The 18,436-nt window shown below is 60.9% G+C and carries 16 protein-coding genes; 13 read left to right on the forward strand and 3 right to left on the reverse strand.

Going from position 1 to position 18,436, the window contains the following annotated elements; all coding sequences use genetic code 11:
* The first annotated feature begins 463 nt into the window (after window positions 1-463).
* From HGEM_RS10565 to grcA3, 3 genes are all read left to right on the forward strand, one after another.
* Window positions 464-595: a hypothetical protein gene (locus HGEM_RS10565; RefSeq protein ID WP_019127596.1), complete on the forward strand. Its 132-nt coding sequence runs from the start codon at window positions 464-466 to the stop codon at window positions 593-595.
* 273 nt (window positions 596-868) lie between these two features.
* Window positions 869-2,965, forward strand: coding sequence for a formate C-acetyltransferase (gene pflB, locus HGEM_RS01325; protein ID WP_019127597.1), 2,097 nt, complete (start codon window positions 869-871; stop codon window positions 2,963-2,965).
* A gap of 149 nt (window positions 2,966-3,114) precedes the next feature.
* Entirely contained in the window at window positions 3,115-3,366 is a 252-nt protein-coding gene (grcA3, locus tag HGEM_RS01330; RefSeq protein ID WP_019127598.1) for an autonomous glycyl radical cofactor GrcA3, read from the forward strand.
* Between the two features lie 436 nt (window positions 3,367-3,802).
* Here grcA3 and HGEM_RS01335 read toward each other — a convergent pair whose 3' ends face one another.
* Entirely contained in the window at window positions 3,803-4,723 is a 921-nt protein-coding gene (locus HGEM_RS01335) for a ketopantoate reductase family protein (RefSeq protein WP_019127599.1), read from the reverse strand.
* Window positions 4,724-5,059: 336 nt separating this feature from the next.
* Here HGEM_RS01335 and pflA point away from each other — a divergent pair, with 336 nt between their 5' ends.
* Both pflA and HGEM_RS01345 read left to right on the forward strand, forming a co-directional pair.
* On the forward strand, window positions 5,060-5,857 hold the full coding sequence (pflA, locus tag HGEM_RS01340) for a pyruvate formate-lyase-activating protein (RefSeq protein ID WP_035100921.1): 798 nt from the start codon (window positions 5,060-5,062) through the stop codon (window positions 5,855-5,857).
* Window positions 5,858-6,072: 215 nt separating this feature from the next.
* Entirely contained in the window at window positions 6,073-7,062 is a 990-nt protein-coding gene (locus HGEM_RS01345) for a hypothetical protein (RefSeq protein ID WP_019127601.1), read from the forward strand.
* Between the two features lie 192 nt (window positions 7,063-7,254).
* Here the strand turns inward: HGEM_RS01345 and HGEM_RS01350 are convergent, their stop codons facing one another.
* On the reverse strand, window positions 7,255-8,145 hold the full coding sequence (locus tag HGEM_RS01350; RefSeq protein WP_035100927.1) for an ROK family protein: 891 nt from the start codon (window positions 8,143-8,145) through the stop codon (window positions 7,255-7,257).
* Window positions 8,146-8,523: 378 nt separating this feature from the next.
* On the opposite strand from HGEM_RS01350, the gene HGEM_RS01355 reads away from it, so the two are divergent.
* The 8 genes from HGEM_RS01355 to yihA all read left to right on the forward strand — a co-directional run bounded on the left by HGEM_RS01355 (window position 8,524) and on the right by yihA (window position 15,921).
* The gene (locus HGEM_RS01355) at window positions 8,524-9,015 is read left to right on the forward strand and encodes a PTS sugar transporter subunit IIA (RefSeq protein ID WP_019127603.1); all 492 of its coding nucleotides are present in this window, start codon (window positions 8,524-8,526) and stop codon (window positions 9,013-9,015) included.
* A 202-nt stretch (window positions 9,016-9,217) separates the two neighbouring features.
* A complete protein-coding gene (locus tag HGEM_RS01360; RefSeq protein ID WP_019127604.1) occupies window positions 9,218-9,526 on the forward strand; it encodes a PTS fructose transporter subunit IIB in 309 nt (102 codons plus the stop codon).
* Between the two features lie 38 nt (window positions 9,527-9,564).
* Window positions 9,565-10,692, forward strand: a complete 1,128-nt coding sequence (locus HGEM_RS01365) for a PTS fructose transporter subunit IIC (RefSeq protein ID WP_019127605.1) — start codon at window positions 9,565-9,567, stop codon at window positions 10,690-10,692.
* Window positions 10,693-10,834: 142 nt separating this feature from the next.
* Window positions 10,835-11,698: a class II fructose-bisphosphate aldolase gene (locus HGEM_RS01370; RefSeq protein ID WP_019127606.1), complete on the forward strand. Its 864-nt coding sequence runs from the start codon at window positions 10,835-10,837 to the stop codon at window positions 11,696-11,698.
* A 129-nt stretch (window positions 11,699-11,827) separates the two neighbouring features.
* Entirely contained in the window at window positions 11,828-12,730 is a 903-nt protein-coding gene (locus HGEM_RS01375) for a ketose-bisphosphate aldolase (protein WP_019127607.1), read from the forward strand.
* 492 nt (window positions 12,731-13,222) lie between these two features.
* Entirely contained in the window at window positions 13,223-14,113 is an 891-nt protein-coding gene (locus HGEM_RS01380) for a MurR/RpiR family transcriptional regulator (RefSeq protein ID WP_019127608.1), read from the forward strand.
* Window positions 14,114-14,548: 435 nt separating this feature from the next.
* Entirely contained in the window at window positions 14,549-15,280 is a 732-nt protein-coding gene (gene mtnN, locus HGEM_RS01385; RefSeq protein ID WP_019127609.1) for a 5'-methylthioadenosine/S-adenosylhomocysteine nucleosidase, read from the forward strand.
* Between the two features lie 50 nt (window positions 15,281-15,330).
* Window positions 15,331-15,921 (forward strand): ribosome biogenesis GTP-binding protein YihA/YsxC, encoded by a 591-nt coding sequence (gene yihA, locus HGEM_RS01390; RefSeq protein WP_019127610.1) that lies wholly within the window; start codon window positions 15,331-15,333, stop codon window positions 15,919-15,921.
* Between the two features lie 304 nt (window positions 15,922-16,225).
* Here the strand turns inward: yihA and HGEM_RS01395 are convergent, their stop codons facing one another.
* Window positions 16,226-18,412 carry a YgiQ family radical SAM protein gene (locus tag HGEM_RS01395; protein ID WP_019127611.1) on the reverse strand — a complete coding sequence of 729 codons (2,187 nt, stop codon included), beginning with the start codon at window positions 18,410-18,412 and terminating at the stop codon, window positions 16,226-16,228.
* Between the last annotated feature and the right edge of the window lie 24 nt (window positions 18,413-18,436).

Consider the following 18,436-nt stretch of genomic DNA (forward strand, 5'->3'; position numbering starts at 1 on the left):
CGCCGAGCGGTCGAGTGCTGCGTGCTCGCGTTGCTCTGCCAGCGCGTTCGCTGTGCCGGTGGGCGTTTCGCGTCCCGCCGCTTTGCGCTCGCGCCGCTCGGCTGCGGGTGATTGCCGCCTCGCCGCTTTGCGCCTGCGTTGCGCAGCTGGCAGACACTTCGCAGCTCACAGCCTCGTGCCGCTTCGCCGACAGGCATTCCGTGCTTCCTGTCGACCTCCGTGGTGATGCCATTGTGATATCACATTGAAACCAAGTCAACTACCGTTCACCGATTGGCGAGCGGCGGTGTGCGGCGGAGAACTGCGGTGGTTGGCGAGTTGCCGGCTGAGGTCTCATGGGGGCAACTTGCATGCCGGTCTGCGGCCAGTGCGGGCAACTTACATGCCGAATTACGCAATAAGGGGCTTAATTCACCTTCTTATTGCGCAAAACGGCATGTAAGTGTGTTATTGAGGATCGTTGTTGAGGGCAGGCGAGCAGGCGTTTGCGGTGGTCGGCAATGGGGAGGCCCTCGAGCTCTGGCCGGCTGAGGCATGGCGCCGTGTCGAGGAAGAAAGCACCTTCGACCTCAACGCGCTCTTTGGTGATTTGTAGCACGCGGGACCCGACGCGCGGCCGTGCATCACCCGTTCGCAAAAAACCTTGCGAACGGGTCTATCTCATCCCAAATCGCTGCCCTTAACAGCAGGTGCCTATGGTATTCTTCACATCAGATAAGTTCTCGGTAAACGGTCAAAAATGCGGCGCGAGCGTCAAATTGCACCGGCCCGTACCACAGTCGGTGTGCACGGTTGCTTCGTCGTGTGCGCCGGGTCCCGAGTAAGCAAGCCGGCGTCTGCCGGCGCGAACAAGGAGCGTGGTTACACGATGCAGGAAGCATGGGAAGGCTTCGAGGGCGGCACCTGGACCGACGAGGTTGACGTCCGCGACTTTATCCAGCGCAACTACACCCCCTATGAAGGCGATGAGTCGTTCCTCGCTGGTCCCACCCAGCGCACCAAGGACCTCTGGGACTACGTCATGGGTCTTCTTACCAAGGAGCGCGAGAAGGGCGGCTGCCTCGACATGGACACCAAGGTGGTCACGGGCATCGTGAGCCACCCGGCCGGCTACATCGACAACGAGCACCCCGAGCGCGAGACCATCGTCGGTCTGCAGACCGATAAGCCGCTCAAGCGCGCTCTGCACGTCAACGGCGGTATCCGCATCTCTATGCAGGCGGCCCAGCAGCACGGCTACAAGATCGACGACGACGTGGTGGAGAACTACACCTTCCGTCGCAAGACCCACAACCAGGGCGTCTTTGACGTCTACACTCCCGAGATGCGCGCCTGCCGTTCGTCGCACATCATCACGGGTCTGCCCGACGGCTACGGCCGCGGCCGCATCATCGGCGACTACCGTCGCGTGGCCCTCTACGGCGTGGACTACCTCATCAAGGACAAGGAGGCCCAGAAGGCCTCCACGCCCAAGGTCATGACCGAGGAGAACATCCGCGACCGCGAGGAGCTGCAGGAGCAGATCCGCGCCCTCGGCGAGCTCAAGATGATGGCCGATTTCTACGGCTACGACATCTCCGGCCCGGCCAAGAACACGCAGGAGGCCATCCAGTGGATGTACTTCGCGTACCTCGCTGCGGTGAAGGAGCAGAACGGCGCCGCCATGTCCATGGGCCGCACCTCGACCTTCATCGACATCTACGCTGAGCGCGACCTCGCCCGCGGCACCTTCACCGAGGAGCAGATCCAGGAGTTCGTGGATCACTTCATCATGAAGCTCCGCATGGTCAAGTTTGCTCGTACCCCCGAGTACCAGAACCTCTTCTCCGGCGATCCGCAGTGGGTCACCGAGTCCATCGGCGGCATGGGCGTGGACGGCCGCACCCTCGTCACCAAGACGGCGTTCCGCTACCTCCACACGCTCGAGAACATGGGCACCTCGCCGGAGCCCAACCTGACGGTGCTGTGGTCGAAGAACCTGCCGCAGGCCTTCAAGGAGTTCTGCGCCAAGACCTCCATCGCCTCGAGCTCCATCCAGTACGAGAACGACGACCTCATGCGCGTGTACCATGGCGACGACTACGCCATCGCCTGCTGCGTGAGCTCCATGCGCATCGGCAAGGAGATGCAGTTCTTCGGTGCCCGCGCGAACTTGGCCAAGTGCCTGCTCTACGCGCTCAACGGCGGCGTGGACGAGATCTCCAAGAAGCAGATCGGCCCGAAGTATCGCGCCGTCGAGGGCGACACGCTCGACTACGACGACGTCGTGAGCAAGTTCAACGACATGATGCAGTGGCTTGCCGGCGTGTACGTGAACGCGCTGAACATCATCCACTACATGCATGACAAGTATTGCTACGAGCGCATCCAGATGGCGCTGCACGACAAGCACGTGCACCGCTGGTTCGCCACGGGCATCGCCGGTCTTTCCGTCGTGGCCGACTCGCTTTCCGCGATCAAGTACGCCAAGGTTCACCCCGTTCGCGACGAGCAGGGCGTGATCGTGGACTTCGAGGTCGAGGGCGAGTTCCCCAAGTACGGCAACGACGACGACCGCGTGGACAAGATCGCCCACGACGTGGTGCACCAGTTCATGGAGTACATCCGCATGAACGACACCTATCGCAACTCCGTGCCCACCACCTCGGTGCTCACCATCACCTCCAACGTGGTGTACGGCAAGAACACCGGCGCCACGCCGGACGGCCGCAAGAAGGGCGTGCCGTTCGCCCCGGGCGCGAACCCCATGCACCGTCGCGATACGCACGGTGCCATCGCGAGCCTGAGCTCCGTGTCCAAGCTTCCGTTCCGCGATGCCCAGGACGGCATCTCCAACACCTTCTCCATCATCCCGGGCGCGCTCGGCAAGGAGGACCAGGTGTTCTTCGGCGATATCGATCTGGACAGCCTCGACTTTTCCACGGCCGAGATCTCTGTGGAGAACCCGGACTGCGCCGAGTGCTAACAACGCCGGCAACGTTGGCAATGGGGCGGGAAATTTCCAGTCCCATTGCCAACTGCTAGTGTACTAGAAGCAATTTGGCGTTATACTAGTAACGATTCCTAATGTGGCGGCGCGACGGGTTGCCGCGCCCCTTCGAAAAGGAGAAGCACATGAACGTCACCGACGTCCCCCAGGCGCAGGCCGACAACCTCGTTAACATGATCGATGCGTATGCCGAGAAGGGTGGCCACCACCTGAACGTTAACGTGTTCAACCGTGACACGCTGCTCGATGCGCAGCAGCATCCCGAGAAGTACCCGCAGCTCACCATCCGCGTGTCTGGCTATGCGGTGAACTTTCACAACCTCACCAAGGAGCAGCAGGACGAGGTCATCTCCCGTACCTTCCACCAGGGGATGTAACTCACGCGTTCTGCCTGCTAGAATGCGGCAACGCTCCTGAGATTCCAACAGAGCTGAGCTTAAGGGCCGGCTGCGAGATGCGCCTCGCAGCCGGCCCTTTGCGTGCGGGGCGCAGAAATTTGAATGTGAACAGCAAAAATGGATAACTTTGTCGATTTTCTGCTCTCCGATGACGCGCAGGCCGGCTCATTTCCGCGCGAAACGCCTTGTTATAAAGAAAAGCGAGCCACACAGGAGCTGTTTTGGCCTCTGTAAGAACGTTGACCGCCATCCGAGTGCAGAAAATCGACAAAGTTAGCCATTTTTCGCGAAATACGTTGAGAAACGCCCTTTGTGGCACGGTGGTTTCCGCGGCGGGGGGGGTGGTTCTCGACTCGCTCCCCGATGCGCGATTGATAGGTTTGTGTCTGCAGTTAAATTTTCCCTGCTGCGCTGGCTACCAGCTTGTCTCGATCTCGCGAATGCGGTCGTAGAGCCATCGATTCTGCGGGACGAGGATACCGTGCTGCTCGGCAAGGCGAATGACGGTCCCAGCGAATTCCTCGACCTCGGTTCGGCGGTGCGCGACACGGTCCTGCTCCATCGAGGGCATGCCTGCCGGGTCAATCGAGGCGATGAGGTCTACCATGTCGCCCAGATCCTGCTCGGTGAGCTCGATTCCTTCCGCCTGTGCGACGGCCATGGCCTCGCGCATAGCGGCGATGAAGCAGCGATTCTGTTCGCCAGGCGCGGTCGCAGTACCATAGGTGCCTCCATATGCCATGCAGGTTTGGTTTATCCCTACGTTGAGCATGAATTTCGTCCATAGACGATGTTCGACGTTCGCCTCGACCGTATGGGGGATGCCTGCTCGACGGAAGAAGGCGGCAATGCTGTCGACGACGTCTGGATTGGTTTCCTCTGCCGCGCCGAACCGGATCTCGCCCGGATGCGTATAGGTGAGCTCGCCATTTAGAAACACGGCGTCCATGCCCTGCGCAACGCTGAGCACCGTATGTTGCCAGCCAAATCGCTCGGCTATGATGCGCTCACTTCGAATGCCGTTAAGAAGCGAAATGATGCATGTGTTCGGGCCTACCAGGGCTTCCATGGTGCTGAGCGCTTGGTCGAGACCCGTTGCCTTAGTGGCGAGCACGACCAAGTCGAACGGACGCTCGCTTGCCAAGTCGCTTACGGGCAAAGTTTCGATATCGCATTGCACGCCATTGATGAGCGTCCGGTCGTGTCGATGCCGTTCGAACCGTGCATCATCCATTACATAGGTAACCGCTCCGGCATCGAGATGTGCTGCGGCAATGCTGCCGTAGAGCAGCCCTACCGCGCCCTTGCCTACTATTGCCATGCGTTCGATTGCCATGCCTGCTCCCTATGCTCGTTTGGTTCCGTGGTCGCGCCTGCCAGTATAGCCCTGCCGCTGTGGGGTTCATGCGTTTACTCATTTCGTTACATCACGGCTGCCAGATTGGCCATTTTGGGCCATTTTGGGACGGGGTCGTTTTGACTCATCGAGCCCGCGTGCCCGCATCGATTGCAGCGCGCGGGCGCTTTTTGTTTGTGCGGCGCCGCCCCTTCCTTGGGAAGTCATTTCTCTTCTGTATCGACTTCCCCCATTGTTCTGTGCGCGCCGGACGCAGATGGAGGACGTACAATAGCGATGGCGGACAAGCAACGTGAGGCAAGGAGCGTGGGCGCGGTGGCAAAGGTTGAGCTCGAGGCGCAGGTAGAAGACCAATCGCAGTTCCCGTTGGGGCGCGTTCATTCCATCGAGACCATGGGCACGGTCGATGGGCCGGGCACGCGGCTCGTGGTGTTCGTCCAGGGCTGCCCCATGCGTTGCGCCTACTGCCACAACCCCGATACCTGGGCGCTTCAGGCGGGCACGCCCGTCTCCGTCGAGCACATCATGGGCACGTTCGAGAGCAATTGGCAGTTTTATCGCAACGGCGGCATCACGGTTTCTGGCGGAGAGCCGCTGCTCCAGCCCGAGTTCGTGGCCGCCCTCTTTGGCCAGGCCCACGCCCGTCCGGCCGGGAGGGTACACACCTGTCTCGATACCTGCGGCTACGCGTACACGCCCGATTCCCCTGAGCGTTTTGACGCGTTGCTTCGCGCAGCCGACCTCGTGCTGCTCGACATCAAGCACGCGGATTCCGAGGGCCATCGTGCGCTTACGGAACGTAGCATGGACCGAATCCTCGCCTTTGGCGACGAGCTTGCTCGCCGAAACATTAAGACGGTGATCCGGCATGTTGTGGTGCCGGGCTATACCGATTCGGTTGAGGAGTGCGAAAAGCTCGGTCGGCTGATCGCTCCCTGGCATAACGTCGTCGGCCTCGAGATGCTGCCATACCACACCATGGGGGTGGTGAAGTACGAGCAGCTCGGCATCCCCTACAAGCTCGAGGGCGTTCCGCAAATGGACAAGGGCCGCATCCCCGAGCTGCGTGCTGCTGTGCTTCGCGCCATGAAGGGGGCCCGCGCAAGCGAGTAGGCGATCATCGGCCGTACGCCGGACGGCCTGACCGCGCCCGTTCATTCTTGGGCAAAAATGTGTCGTTAACGGCTTCTACAGAGGCCCGTAACGGTACAATCTTGCCCAAGAATGAGAGAGGGGCTACGCTTCAGAGAGGGTCTACGTTTTAGCAACGAACCGTGTCGTCCGCACGCCTGTGCGTGCGGGCTACGCTTACCTAGGGGGCAAGGGCCGTGCGCTCAAGCGTTTCGGAGCGAATCGCCCGTCACGTCGCACAGGCGGAGCAGGACGGGATTCTATTTCGTCCGCCGCGAAAAGAAATCCGTGCGTTTCGCCGGCGTGTGGATACGGGCGAGCTGGTCGAGCCATTTCCTCAGCTGTTTGGGCACTGTACATTTTGGGCAGGGCTGGAATTGTGGCGCAAGCCGTATGTCATCATCCAATCCCTTGCGCGCTACGATGAACAATTGATTTTCTCCTCGTTTTCCGCGGCGTGCGTGTTTGGCCTTCCTGTGTCGCTTGAGCTGCTGGAAGATGTGTACCTCGCGGTGTCGCCCGGGTCCCATACTGGGAAGACGGGCCGATTTGTGCGCTGCGGTGTGCGCGCTACACCAGGAATACCAACGTTTGCGCGTGGCGTCGTAAGCGGGATCCACGTGACCTCACCTGAGCAAACGGTTGTCGACTGCCTATGTGCAGCGCCGTTTCCCCAGGCACTGGCCATTGCGGACGCTGCGTTGCGCCTTCTCGACATATCGAGCGAAGAGCTTGTGCAGCTTGTGAGGCGATATGGCGGCCGCAAGCGAGGTGTCAGGAGCGCGTTGCGCGTGGCATCGTATGCGGACGCGCGCAGCCAAAGCGGGGGAGAGTCCATCGCGCGCGGCGTTATGATCCAAGAGGGCTTCGTCGTCCCCGAGCTTCAGGTGGCGTTCCCGGATGTTCTGGAGCCGTGGAGAACGTTCTACGTTGACGGTGCGTGGATTTTGGAAGACGGGACAAAGCTGGTATGGGAGTTTGACGGCAAAGACAAATATACGCGGTTCGCAGGAGAGCACGGCGACACTGTGGCGCGCATGATGCATGAGCGCCAGCGCGAATCTCGTCTGACGGCGGTCTGTGATGCCGTGATTCGTTTTGATTACCGTACCGTGATGACGCCCGGAGCGCTAGCGCGGCTCTTGGATGCGTACGGTGTACCGCGCGTCGCGTCTCGTGGAATTTGATTGTAGGGCCCGCGTGGGTGCACAGGTACGGACACGCGGCCGTACGCTGTTTGATTGTCTTTCATTCTCGGGCAAGAATGTGTCGAACTTGGCCGAAATAAGTGGCTGTAACGGCACAATCTTGCCCAAGAATGAATAGGGAGAGAGCGGGAAGGCGGCGTCACGTTGCGGCGCGATACCGCCCCGGCGGCGTTATCCCTCTAGCGCCTGGCGGGCCAGCTCGAGGCAGCCCATAACGCCCTGCTTACCCTCAAGACTGTTGTTCACAATGTAGGTGTCGAGGTCTGCCACCTCGGGCGTGACGATGTAGTTGTTGAGCACCTCGGCCGTCTTGGCGCGCGCGAGCTGCACGATGGGGGTGTGGTCGCCCACGCCGCCGCCAATGATGATGCGCTGCGGCGAGTAGCAGAGGATGTACGTGGCGAGCGCCTGCCCCAGGTACCCGGCGAGAAGGTCCATGGCTTCCGGATCGTCCGCCATCTGGCTGCCCTTCTTGCCATTCCAGCGCTTGGCGATTGCCGGACCGGCGATGAGGCCTTCAAGGCAGTTCTTGTGGTACGGGCACGCACCATCGCCCGCGATGGGGTCATCCGGATTAGGAACCAGCGGGATATGGCCTGCCTCAGGGTGCATCATGCCATGGAGGAGCTTCCCGCCCGAGAGAACGCCGGCGCCCACGCCCGTACCGATGGTGAGGTACACCACATCGGTAAGCCCCTGCGCGCAGCCGAAGGTGACCTCGCCCAGGCACGCGACGTTCACATCGGTGTCGTATCCGCACGGAATGCCGAGGGGTCCCTGCAGATTGCCCAGCAGGTCAAAATAGCGCCACGCGGTCTTGGGCGTTTCGAGAATCTGGCCGTAACGAGGCGAAGAGGGATTCACCGCGGTGGGGCCGAACGCGCCAATGCCCAGCGCAGCGATGCCCTTGTCCTTGAACCAAGCAGCGCACATCGCGGTTGTTTCCTCCGGGGTGGTGGTGGGGAACGACTCGGACTCGACGACGGTGCCGTCGGCATAGCCCGTGGCGCATACCATCTTGGTGCCGCCGGCTTCCAGCGCGCCGAGCAAGACCTTATCCATCATAGGGCTCCTTTCAGCCAGATAACCTTGCCGTTTCAACTATTATAGTTTGATGAAACGCAGAAGGGCATGATATTGGGCGAGCGGGGCCCTGTTCGGTGTGAACGGGATGAAACAGAGGTCTTGTTTACATAAAGTCCCTTGCATGCGGCAAGCGCACATTATGCAGATACGTGCAGGTCGAAGCAGAGAATAATAACGGCTGTCAATAAAATGCTGCTGAATCAATTCTGTTTCATCAAATGAGAAATGCTGAAACCGTTCACCTGAAAATACCTACCGTTCACCCTAAAACGCCCCATGAATCACAAATATGTTTCACAAGATTGTATAGTTGTGAAACAACGAGGGAGAAAGACATTTGGGAGGAGGAATGTCATGGCAGAGGGAACCCAGGGGTTCAACATCTCCAACGTGATCGACGAGAAGCTCATCGCGCTTGACCTCGACGTGAACACCAAGGAGGAGATGCTCAACGCTCTGACCGACCTGTTCGAGGAGCAGGGAAAGCTCAACGATCGTGAGGGCTTCTTCAAGGATGTCATGTGGCGCGAGGGCGAGGGCCAGACCGGCATCGGTATGGGTGTCGCCATCCCGCACGGCAAGTCCGCGGGTGTGAACGAGACCGCGCTCGCTATCGGCACGTCGAAGAACCCGCTTGCGTGGGAGTCGCTCGACGACGAGCCGGTTACGGTTGTCATCCTGTTCGCCGTTACCGAGGGCGATTCCGACGTTGTGCATCTTAAGCTGCTCCAGCATGTGGCCATGCTGCTCGCGCATGAGAGCTTCGTTGAGAAGCTGCATGCGGTCACGAGCCCGCAGGAGATGCTGGCGCTGCTCGAGTCAAGCCCGGACGACTACGACGACTAGGGGCCGAGCTGGCAGGTGCGGCCATTCGTCAGCTGAGGCAGCTGCCCTGCGGATGGTCCCGCGCATTCACTGCAGGCAATGAGCGCGCGCAGCCTGATCGCCGGCTGGCAGCGCGTGTGGCTTTGCAACATCCACGGCGCGACGCTATCGCCCGCACGCCGTGGTTGGTAATTGGGGAGAGGCGATAGAGAAGGAGGAGCTCATGAAGCTCGTCGGCGTTTGCGCGTGTACCTCTGGTATCGCGCACACCTACATGGCAAAGGAGAAGCTCGTCAAAGCCGCCCAGGCACTCGGCCACGAGATCCACGTGGAGACGCAGGGCACCATCGGCGTTGAGGACCCGCTCACCCCGGAGGAAATCGCCGAGGCCGATGCCGTCATCCTGGCTGTCGACATCAAGGTCGAGAAGGGCCGCTTCGAGGGCAAGCCCACGCTCGAGATCCCGACCTCGCTCGTGGTGAAGGCCCCCAAGCAGGTCATCCAGAAGGTTGCCGAGTCCATCGGCAAGTAGTCAACCGGCTATATCCCGTGTGAAAGGGGGATTTCCTCATGGCAGGAAAACTGAAGGGAAAGTTCGCTCCCTCCGAGATTAAGAAGCACGTGCTTACCGCCATTAGCTACCTGCTTCCGCTCATCGTGGCCTCCGGCCTGCTCATCGCTATCGGTAACCTTACCGGTGGCGTTACCGTCGCTTCGATCGACGAACTCGACGCGATGACGGTGCCCTCGGCGCTCACCACGCTCGGCGGCATGGGCATGGGCCTCATCCCGGCATTCATCGGCGGCTACATCGCCTACTCCGTTGCCGACCGTCCCGGCATCGCGCCCGGCTTCCTCATGGGCATGATCGCCTCGTTCCTGAACTCCGGCTTCCTCGGCGGCCTCATCGGCGGCCTGCTCGTGGGCTACATCGCGCTCGTCATCGAGACCTATCTCAAGGTTCCCAAGTGGGCGCAGGCGCTCATGCCCATGATGATCGTCCCGCTGCTGTCCTCTGCGCTCGGCGGCCTCATCATGTTCTTCGTGCTCGGCACCCCGATCACGATGCTCACCGGTGCGCTGACCAACTTCATCACCGGTCTTGACCAGAGCCAGAAGGCTCTCTACGGCTTCATCATCGGCTGGATCGGCTGCCTGGATTACGGTGGAGCCATCTCCAAGGTCCCGAACCTGATCTGCGACGGCCTCATGGCCGACGGCATCTATGGCCCCGAGGGTATCAAGGTGCTCGCCGCGATGGTCCCGCCCATCGGCGTGACGCTCGGCTGGCTGCTTTCCAAGGCCATCAATAAGCCGATCTTCAAGTACTCCGAGGAGGAGAACATCAAGGTCGCCTTCCCCATGGGCATCTGCATGATCTCCGAGGGCGTCATTCCCATCGCCATGAACGACCTCATCCGTACCGTGATCTGCACCTCCATCGGCTGCGGCGTGTGCGGCGCGATCAGCTTCTCCGCTGGTGTTGAGTCCATGGTTCCCTCCGGCGGCGTCTTCGTGATCCCCGCTATGACCAACCCGCTCATGGCCGTTGTCGCGCTCCTCGTGGGTTCCTGCGTCACCGCCGTGCTCCTGGTGCTCATCAAGAAGCGCCTCACCCCCGAGCAGGTTGACGATCTTGGCATGGCCGAGGACGACACCGAGGAAGAGATTGACCTCTCCGGCTTCAGCCTCTCCTAAGGTTTGCATGCGGCGGGGCTTCGGCTCCGCCGCCATTCTCCCGGCGTCGCACGGAAGCGCTTGAGTCACCTTGGAAGCTCGCTTCGCATTCGTCGTAACGCGCTTGGCATGATGTACGTACGGTCAAGGAAGGACCCATTCCATGTATGAATCGATGAAGGGCATGCTCGCTAAGGCCAATGCCGAGGGCTATGCCGTCATGGCAATCAACGCCTTCAACCTCGAGACGGCGCGTGGCGTCATCACGGCGGCCGAAGAGATGAACGCCCCCATCATCATCGACCTGCTTCAGGATCATGTGAAATCGTTCTTCGATTGCGATATCCTCACCCAGCCCATCATCAAGATGGCGCAGGCGGCGAGTGTGCCTGTGGCAATCAACCTCGATCATGGCCACGATATCGCGCACCTCAAGCGCTGCCTGCATGAGGGGTTCTCAAGCGTCATGTGCGACGCGAGCGCGCTTTCGCCCGAGGAGAACGCTCGCGTGACGCGCGGCATCGTCGAGCTCGCCCAGACCTACGGCGCCTCTGTTGAGGCCGAGGTGGGCAACATGGGCCGCATCGACGAGAGCGGGGCGGTGCTAACCGATGACGAGATGTACACGAACCCCGATGTGGCAATCAAGTTCATCCAGGAGACCGGCGTGGATGCGCTTGCTATTTCGTACGGTTCCACGCATGGCGACTATCCCGAGGGGTACGTTCCCACGTTCCACTTCGACATCGTGGAGAAGATTAAGGCGGCTACGGGCGCTCCGCTCGTGCTTCACGGCGGCTCCGGCGCTGGCGAGGAGAACATGCGTCGCTCCGTCGAGGCCGGTATCAACAAGATCAACGTGGGCACGGACTACATGATTGCCCAGCGCGAGTTCGTCGCGAAGGCGCTTGCCGAGAACCCCGGCTACGATTACCCGACGCTCGTCGAGGACAGCTGGAAGGCCGGTATCGAGGTTATCAAGCGCTACATCGAGATTTCCGGTTCTGCCGGAAAGGCTCGCTCGTAAGCAGTGGTGTTACGTTTGCCGCGTGAGGCAGAGGCTGAGATAAAGGACATGTGCCTCATCTCGTATACGGTGAACAGCACATATGGTTGGTAGTCAACGAGTACGACAAGTAAAAGGAGACATGAGACTATGCTCATCAACATGAACCAGATGCTCAGCGTCGCGAAGGAGAAGCACTTCGCAGTGGGCGCCTACAACGTGTCCGAGAGCAATCTGTTCCGCACCGTGGTCGAGGCCGCTGAGGCCAACGACGCCCCCGCGATCATCGCGGTGCACCCCACCGAGCTCGCCTACTGCAAGGACGATTTCGTCAAGTACATGATCGCCCGCGCTGGCAACAGCCCGGTTCCGTTCGTCATCCACATGGACCATGGCGACAGCATCGAGAGCATCATGCGCGCCGTGCACGTGGGCTTCACCTCCGTCATGATCGACGGCTCTGCTCTTCCGTTCGAGGAGAACATCGCCAAGACCGCCGAGGTCGTGAACTACTGCCACATGGTCGGCGTCTCGGTCGAGGGCGAGCTGGGCACCATCGGTGACACCGGCACCTCCATCGAGGGCGGCATGACCGAGGTCATCTACACCAACCCCGAGGATGCCAAGAAGTTCGTCGAGCAGACCGGCGTCGATACGCTCGCCGTCGCCATCGGCACCTGCCACGGCCTGTATCCCAAGGGCGTCACCCCGAAGCTGCGCATGGACGTGCTCGAGGAGATCACCAAGGTCGTTGACATCCCGCTCGTGCTCCACGGTGGTTCGGGCAACCCCGACAGCGAGATCGCCGAGGCCGTGCGTCTGGGCATCCAGAAGGTGAACATCTCCTCCGACTACAAGAGCGCGTTCTTCACCAAGGCTCGCGAGATCCTCTCCCAGGAGGGCTCCGGCTGGGATCCGAACAACCTCTTCCCCGAGTGCATCGAGGCCGGCAAGGCAGTCATCAAGCAGAAGATGGAGCTCTTCAACTGCGTCGGCGCCGCGAAGTACTATCGCGATCCCGTCATGCCCCAGTGGCGTCAGGAGCTCAACTAGCTCATACGTGCAGCGCGCACTCCCCTGGGGTTGCGTAGGCCGAGCACTTCGCGTCCTCGCTCCCTAGCCGCTGCATCATCTATGGAGAGGGTCCCATATGGGGCCCTCTTCTTGTCACGCGGGTAGTTGTATCTTGGCAGGGCTTGGGGCGGCTTCGCGGTGTGCGGTGGTCTGCCGGGGTGGGGCGGTCCGTTCAGCTTGGAGCGGGCTTGTGGCCTGCGATATCCTGCTGGGGCGGGCGACCTGCCGGGGTGGGGGCTCGCCCGGCTTGGAACGGGCATGTGGCCCGCAATGGCCTGCCGGGCTGGCGGAGGCCTGCCGGGCTGGCGGAGGCCTGCCGGGCTGGCGGCTGCCCAGCGGCTCTGCAGCGGCTTCAAGCATGGAGCAGATTCGTGCGGCAAGGACCGTTCGGCGGGGAGTCGTAAGGAATGCCGCACTATGGCAGCGTAGATTGCTATCATGGGAGCAGAGGACAAAGTTCCGGGAGTTATCATGCAGCGTAAGGGAAGCGTCATCAACGAGATTTGTTTGCTGTACGACCGGCTGAGCGACACCGAGAAGCTCATCGCCGATTTTGTCATGGCGTACCAAGGAGAAATGCCCTCGCTGACCACGCGTGAGATTGCTGCACGAAGCCAGACGTCGGCAGCCACGGTGTCCCGCTTTGTGCGTCATTTGGGATACGAGAGCTTTTCCGAGCTGCGAAGCGCGATGCAGCGCGATAACGGCACGCACGACCCCGATGAGGTTCCGCGCAACGTCATTTCGCTCGATGCTCCGCGAGCTGCTATGGAGACGGTGCTCCTAGCAAAGAATCGCGAACTGCTCGATACGCTCAATCTCATTAGCGATCAAGATCTTACCTATGCGGTGCGCCTTATTGAGGAAGCCGATTCGGTGGTGTTCGGAGCGGTGGGTAACACCATTCCGGCGGCTTTATCGGCTTCGTTCCTTATCGCTCAGCTTGGCATTCGCTCGCATTGTGCCCCTACAACCGAGGCCATGGTGCTTTCGTCCATGTCGCTCACCAAACGAGACGTGCTTGTTTTCATGTCTAAATCCGGTCACTCTAAGCGGCTAAACCATATGATGGACAATGCCATCGATTCGCAGACGCCTACGATTGTGATCACCAATGTGCCGGACTCGCCGCTTGCGCGCCGTGCGGCCTGCGTTCTGCAGACCGCGACGCGCGATAAGATGCTTAACAGCGACCTTCCGTTCTCGCATAACTCCATGAACTTCGTTATCGAGGTCGTGTTCCTGCTGCTTTGTTCTGATATGCCTAACTTCCAAGCGCACGCGGGCCTGCTGTGGAAATCCCTCGGCGACGACAAGGGTGTTTCCGGCGAGGTCTTCGGAGCCACCGGCGGTATGCGGTAGCACATGGGGGTCCTGCCATGGCAGAGCCCCTCGCCTCATGCAGAACGAATTAGTTGATGTCTGCGTTGCGGCTAATCTCAAGAGCTTTCTGCTGTGTCAATATTCTTGGGCAAGAATGTGTCGAAAAGTGGGGGTATTAAAGGCGATTAACGGCACAATTTTGCCCAAGAATGAACAATGAGAAGATGCAGGGATTCACGTACGCATAGGCATGGCGGCTCATGGTGCTCGCAAAGGCGCCAGCGATAAGCAGCGAGGCGCTGCCTGGCGAAGGTGTCAAGGTTCGGCGGATTAATTGCCGTTCAGCGATGAATTTCGACCGTTTGCCAGGTGTGTGTAACATTCTGCCTGCTATCATGGGCTGCTGAATATCGAACGGGTGCGGCTCGGTTCGCGCGGGAAAGGCGCGGCACCCACCGCGCGGGACGGAGCACTATGGCAGGAACGATCGCAATTATCGGCGCGCTCGAGAAAGAGGTATCGCAGATCTACGATGCACTTTCCGAGCGTTCAATGGTTGAAGAGGCGGGTCTCACCGTTGCGCGCGGCACCTTCGAAGGCGTTCAGGTGGTGGCTTGCACGGCGGGCATGGGCACCGTGAATGCCGCTGCAGCGACGCAGCACCTGCTGAGCCGTTACGGGGCGGGTACGGTGATCTTCTCTGGCATTGCGGGAGGGCTTAACCCAGCGCTTCATATCAACGATGTGGTGATCGGCGAGCGCCTCCGCTATCTCGACACCGACACCTCGCTCATTGCCGAGTCGGCTCCCGGTTTGGAGGAATTCGCCTCGAACCCCGCGCTGGTCGATGCTGCCGAGGCCGTGTTGCGTGACAAGGGGTTTGTCGATGCTGCCGTGAACCCCGCTGCGCCTGGCGACGATGCCCCTCGGTACCTGCGTGGAACGATCGCTACGGGCGATCGGTTCATTACGGGCGACCTGCGCGACTCCGTGGTGGCTCAGACCAGCGCGGATTGCGCCGAGATGGAGGGCGCCGCGGTCGCGCACATCGCAGCCAAGAATGGCGCCGCGTGCTTGGTACTGCGCGCAATCTCAGATAACTGCGACGAGTCGTACGACGCGCTTTGCGAGCGCGCGTTCGAACTCGAAGACTACGCGCGGACTGCAAGCAGCGTCGTTCTTGAAATCGTTCGTCGCATCGCATAGCCGAATTGCTCGTAAGCAATGAGGACGCTTTCACCACGATAGGAGTTCCCATGGCCGATTCCATTAACTACCAGCTTGCCCATTTTGTGGCGAGCTACGGCAAGGCATCTCAGATTCCGCCGTCGACCTGCCCAGAGGTGAGCTTCGTGGGGCGCTCGAACGTGGGCAAGTCGTCAATTATGAACAAGCTGTTTGGCCGAAAGGGCCTGGTCAAGGTGTCGAGCACGCCAGGAAAGACAAGCAATGTAAACTTCTTTGAGGCTGACGGCGTGCATTTCGTTGACCTCCCCGGATATGGTTTTGCGCGTCGCTCCAAGGCGGAGCGCGAGCGCTGGGCGCGTTTGATCGGCGACTTCTTTGACCTTGATCGCAGCTTCAACCTGGTGGTCTCGCTCGTGGACATCCGTCATGACCCGAGTGCCCTCGACCATCAGATGATTGAGTTTTTGCAGGCAGGCGAGTTCCCCTTCGTGGTGGCGCTCACCAAGGCTGATAAGCTCAGCCGTGGCAAGCAGAACCAGCAGCTTGCCGCCATCCGCAAACAGCTCAATGTGCCTGCGGAAGACATCATCGTGACGAGTTCCGAGACGGGCCTGGGCATAGACAAGCTTAAGGAGCGCATCGCTGCGGCGTGTTTGTAAGCGCAAAGGCTGCGCAGTTTGCGCTGAGAAGCCGTTTTGGCCCCCGTTTGGCGGCAGAAATATGTTCGAGGCTCGAATCGGAAGGTTTTTTAGCAGTCTTCGAGTAACACCCGCTTTTTCGTACGCATTTCCTGCGGCTTTATTGCCCGTAGAGGCTGGTCTACTTGGCGGTTCGCGAAAAACCTTCCGACTCGAGCCTTGAACTTTTTCATGAGAACAATTCCGTACCGTGGAGGGGCCGAGGTCCGTGCCATAAGAGGCTTAGGAGGCGCCGCTTTGGCGAGCGAGCATAGCTCAGCACCACCTACCCGCGGTGCCCGCCACGGTTAGCCTCGCGTCCCTGGCCTGCACGGTTGCGGCCCACAGCATTTGAACCGCGCTTGCCCCGTTGAGCGAATGGGGATTGCTTGCTGGAACCGCGCCGCTCGCTTCGAGTGCGCGTATCGTGTCCGCCCTGCTTGGATGAGCCTTGTGCCTGCCCGCTCGTTCCGGAGCCGCGCTTGCTTCCCCCTCGCTTTCCCGGCCCATGCGGCCGCTGTCCCTTGACGGGCGCGATCAAGCATTTCGGCCCGTAACCGATGAGGTCGGTTCGTCCAGCCTTCTGCAGGGCCTCGCGCACAAGCTCGTAGTTCTCGGGCTTGCGGTATTGGATGAGCGCCCGCTGCAGGGCTTTCTCGTGCGCAGTTTTCGGTACATAGACCGGTTTCATGGTGCGCGGGTCCACGCCGGTGTAGTACATGCAGGTAGACATGGTCGACGGCGTGGGATAGAAGTCTTGCACCTGTTCGGGCATGTAGCCCATGTCGCGCACGTATTCAGCGAGCTCGACAGCCTCGCGAAGCGTGCTGCCCGGATGGCTGCTCATGAGGTAGGGAACCAAGTACTGGTCGCGCCCAAGCTCACGGTTCATGGCGCGGTACTCGCCCACGAAGCGGTCGTAGACGTCACGGCTCGGCTTGCCCATCACCGAAAGCACGGCGTCGCTCACGTGCTCGGGTGCCACCTTGAGCTGGCCTGACACGTGGTGCTCGCAGAGCTCACGCAGGAAGGTCTGGTTGGGATCGGGGTCCGCGAGAACGTAGTCGAAACGGATGCCGCTTCTCACGAAGACCTTCTTCACGCCCGGCAACGCGCGAAGCTCGCGCAGGAGCTGCACGTAGTCGCTGTGGTCGACCTTCATGCTGCGACACACTTTGGGCCAGAGACAGCGCTTGTGCACGCAGGCGCCGCGCGTGAGCTGTTTTGCGCAGGCGGGCTGGCGGAAGTTCGCCGTCGGGCCGCCCACGTCGTTGATGTATCCCTTGAAATCCGGATCCTGCGTGATGCGCCGCGCCTCGGCTAAGAGCGAGCGGTGGCTGCGTGCCTGTACGATACGCCCCTGGTGAAAGGTGAGCGCGCAGAAGCTGCATTCGCCGAAACAGCCGCGGTTGGAGATGAGCGACATCTTTACCTCGGCGAGCGCGGGAACGCCGCCGGCCGCCTCGCAATCCGGATGGTACGTTCGCGTATAGGGGAGGTCGTAAGCCTCGTCGAACGCTTCGGTGGCGAGCGGCTTCGCAGGTGGGTTCTGCACCACGAAGACGTTGTGCGGGTAGGGCTCAACGAGCCGGTTCCCGCTGAACGGGTCCATGTTCTCATATTGCGTGTTAAAGCTGCGGGCGTAGGTGAGGGGGTCTGCTTCGAGCTCGTCCCAAGAGGGCAACACCACGGCGTCATAGACCTCGTCGAGCGAGCGGGTGCGGTACACGGTTCCGTCGATGTAGGTGATCTGCTCGATCGGCAGCCCTGCGTCAAGTGCTTCGGCGAGCTCGATGATGGGGCGTTCCCCCATGCCGTAGATGATAAGGTCCGCGCCAGAATCGAGCAGGACGGAGCGCTTCAGGCGATCCTGCCAGTAGTCGTAGTGGGCGAGGCGGCGCAGGCTCGCCTCAATGCCGCCCAAGATGATGGGCGTGTTCTTGAAGGTGCGGCGGATGAGGTTGCCGTACACGATGGTCGCATGGTCGGGGCGCGCGCCCATGCGGCCGCCGGGTGTGTAAGCGTCGGTGCGGCGGCGGTGCTTGCTCACGCTGTAGTGGTTGACCATGGAGTCCATGTTGCCCGCCGAGACGAGGAAGGCAAGCCGCGGCTCGCCGAGCGCCGCGATGCTTGCGGGGTCGCGCCAGTCGGGCTGGGCGATGAAGCCCACCTTGTACCCGTGCGCCTCGAGCAGTCGGCAGATGATGGCCGCCCCGAAGCTGGGATGATCCACGTAGGCGTCGCCGCAGATGTAGACGAAGTCGCATTGGTCCCAGCCGCGGGCCTTCATGTCGGCGCGCGTGGTGGGGAGGAAGTCTGCTCGTGTGAGGCCGAGCGCCGTGGGGCCCGTGGGGTCGATGTTGGGGGTGTGCGCCGTACCGTGCTTACCCGGCCGCGACGCGCCCTGCGCCGCGCTACCCGCGCGCTTCTGCGGTCGCGATGGCTTCTTTTGCTTGGACGAGGCGTTCTGCATGGTGCTCCTGTTCAGATGTAATGC

The sequence above is a fragment of the Enorma massiliensis phI genome, from assembly GCF_000311845.1.
Classification (GTDB): domain Bacteria; phylum Actinomycetota; class Coriobacteriia; order Coriobacteriales; family Coriobacteriaceae; genus Enorma; species Enorma massiliensis.

Excerpts from the sequence above, each read along its gene's own strand:
- HGEM_RS01395 (WP_019127611.1), bottom strand. The coding sequence starts at position 18,412 with ATGCAGAACGCCTCGTCCAAGCAAAAGAAGCCATCGCGACCGCAGAAG.
- HGEM_RS01335 (WP_019127599.1), bottom strand. The coding sequence starts at position 4,723 with ATGGCAATCGAACGCATGGCAATAGTAGGCAAGGGCGCGGTAGGGCTG.
- grcA3 (WP_019127598.1), top strand. The coding sequence starts at position 3,115 with ATGAACGTCACCGACGTCCCCCAGGCGCAGGCCGACAACCTCGTTAAC.
- HGEM_RS01360 (WP_019127604.1), top strand. The coding sequence starts at position 9,218 with ATGAAGCTCGTCGGCGTTTGCGCGTGTACCTCTGGTATCGCGCACACC.
- HGEM_RS01355 (WP_019127603.1), top strand. The coding sequence starts at position 8,524 with ATGGCAGAGGGAACCCAGGGGTTCAACATCTCCAACGTGATCGACGAG.
- pflB (WP_019127597.1), top strand. The coding sequence starts at position 869 with ATGCAGGAAGCATGGGAAGGCTTCGAGGGCGGCACCTGGACCGACGAG.
- HGEM_RS01365 (WP_019127605.1), top strand. The coding sequence starts at position 9,565 with ATGGCAGGAAAACTGAAGGGAAAGTTCGCTCCCTCCGAGATTAAGAAG.
- HGEM_RS01370 (WP_019127606.1), top strand. The coding sequence starts at position 10,835 with ATGTATGAATCGATGAAGGGCATGCTCGCTAAGGCCAATGCCGAGGGC.
- mtnN (WP_019127609.1), top strand. The coding sequence starts at position 14,549 with ATGGCAGGAACGATCGCAATTATCGGCGCGCTCGAGAAAGAGGTATCG.
- HGEM_RS01375 (WP_019127607.1), top strand. The coding sequence starts at position 11,828 with ATGCTCATCAACATGAACCAGATGCTCAGCGTCGCGAAGGAGAAGCAC.
- HGEM_RS01380 (WP_019127608.1), top strand. The coding sequence starts at position 13,223 with ATGCAGCGTAAGGGAAGCGTCATCAACGAGATTTGTTTGCTGTACGAC.
- yihA (WP_019127610.1), top strand. The coding sequence starts at position 15,331 with ATGGCCGATTCCATTAACTACCAGCTTGCCCATTTTGTGGCGAGCTAC.
- HGEM_RS01350 (WP_035100927.1), bottom strand. The coding sequence starts at position 8,145 with ATGGATAAGGTCTTGCTCGGCGCGCTGGAAGCCGGCGGCACCAAGATG.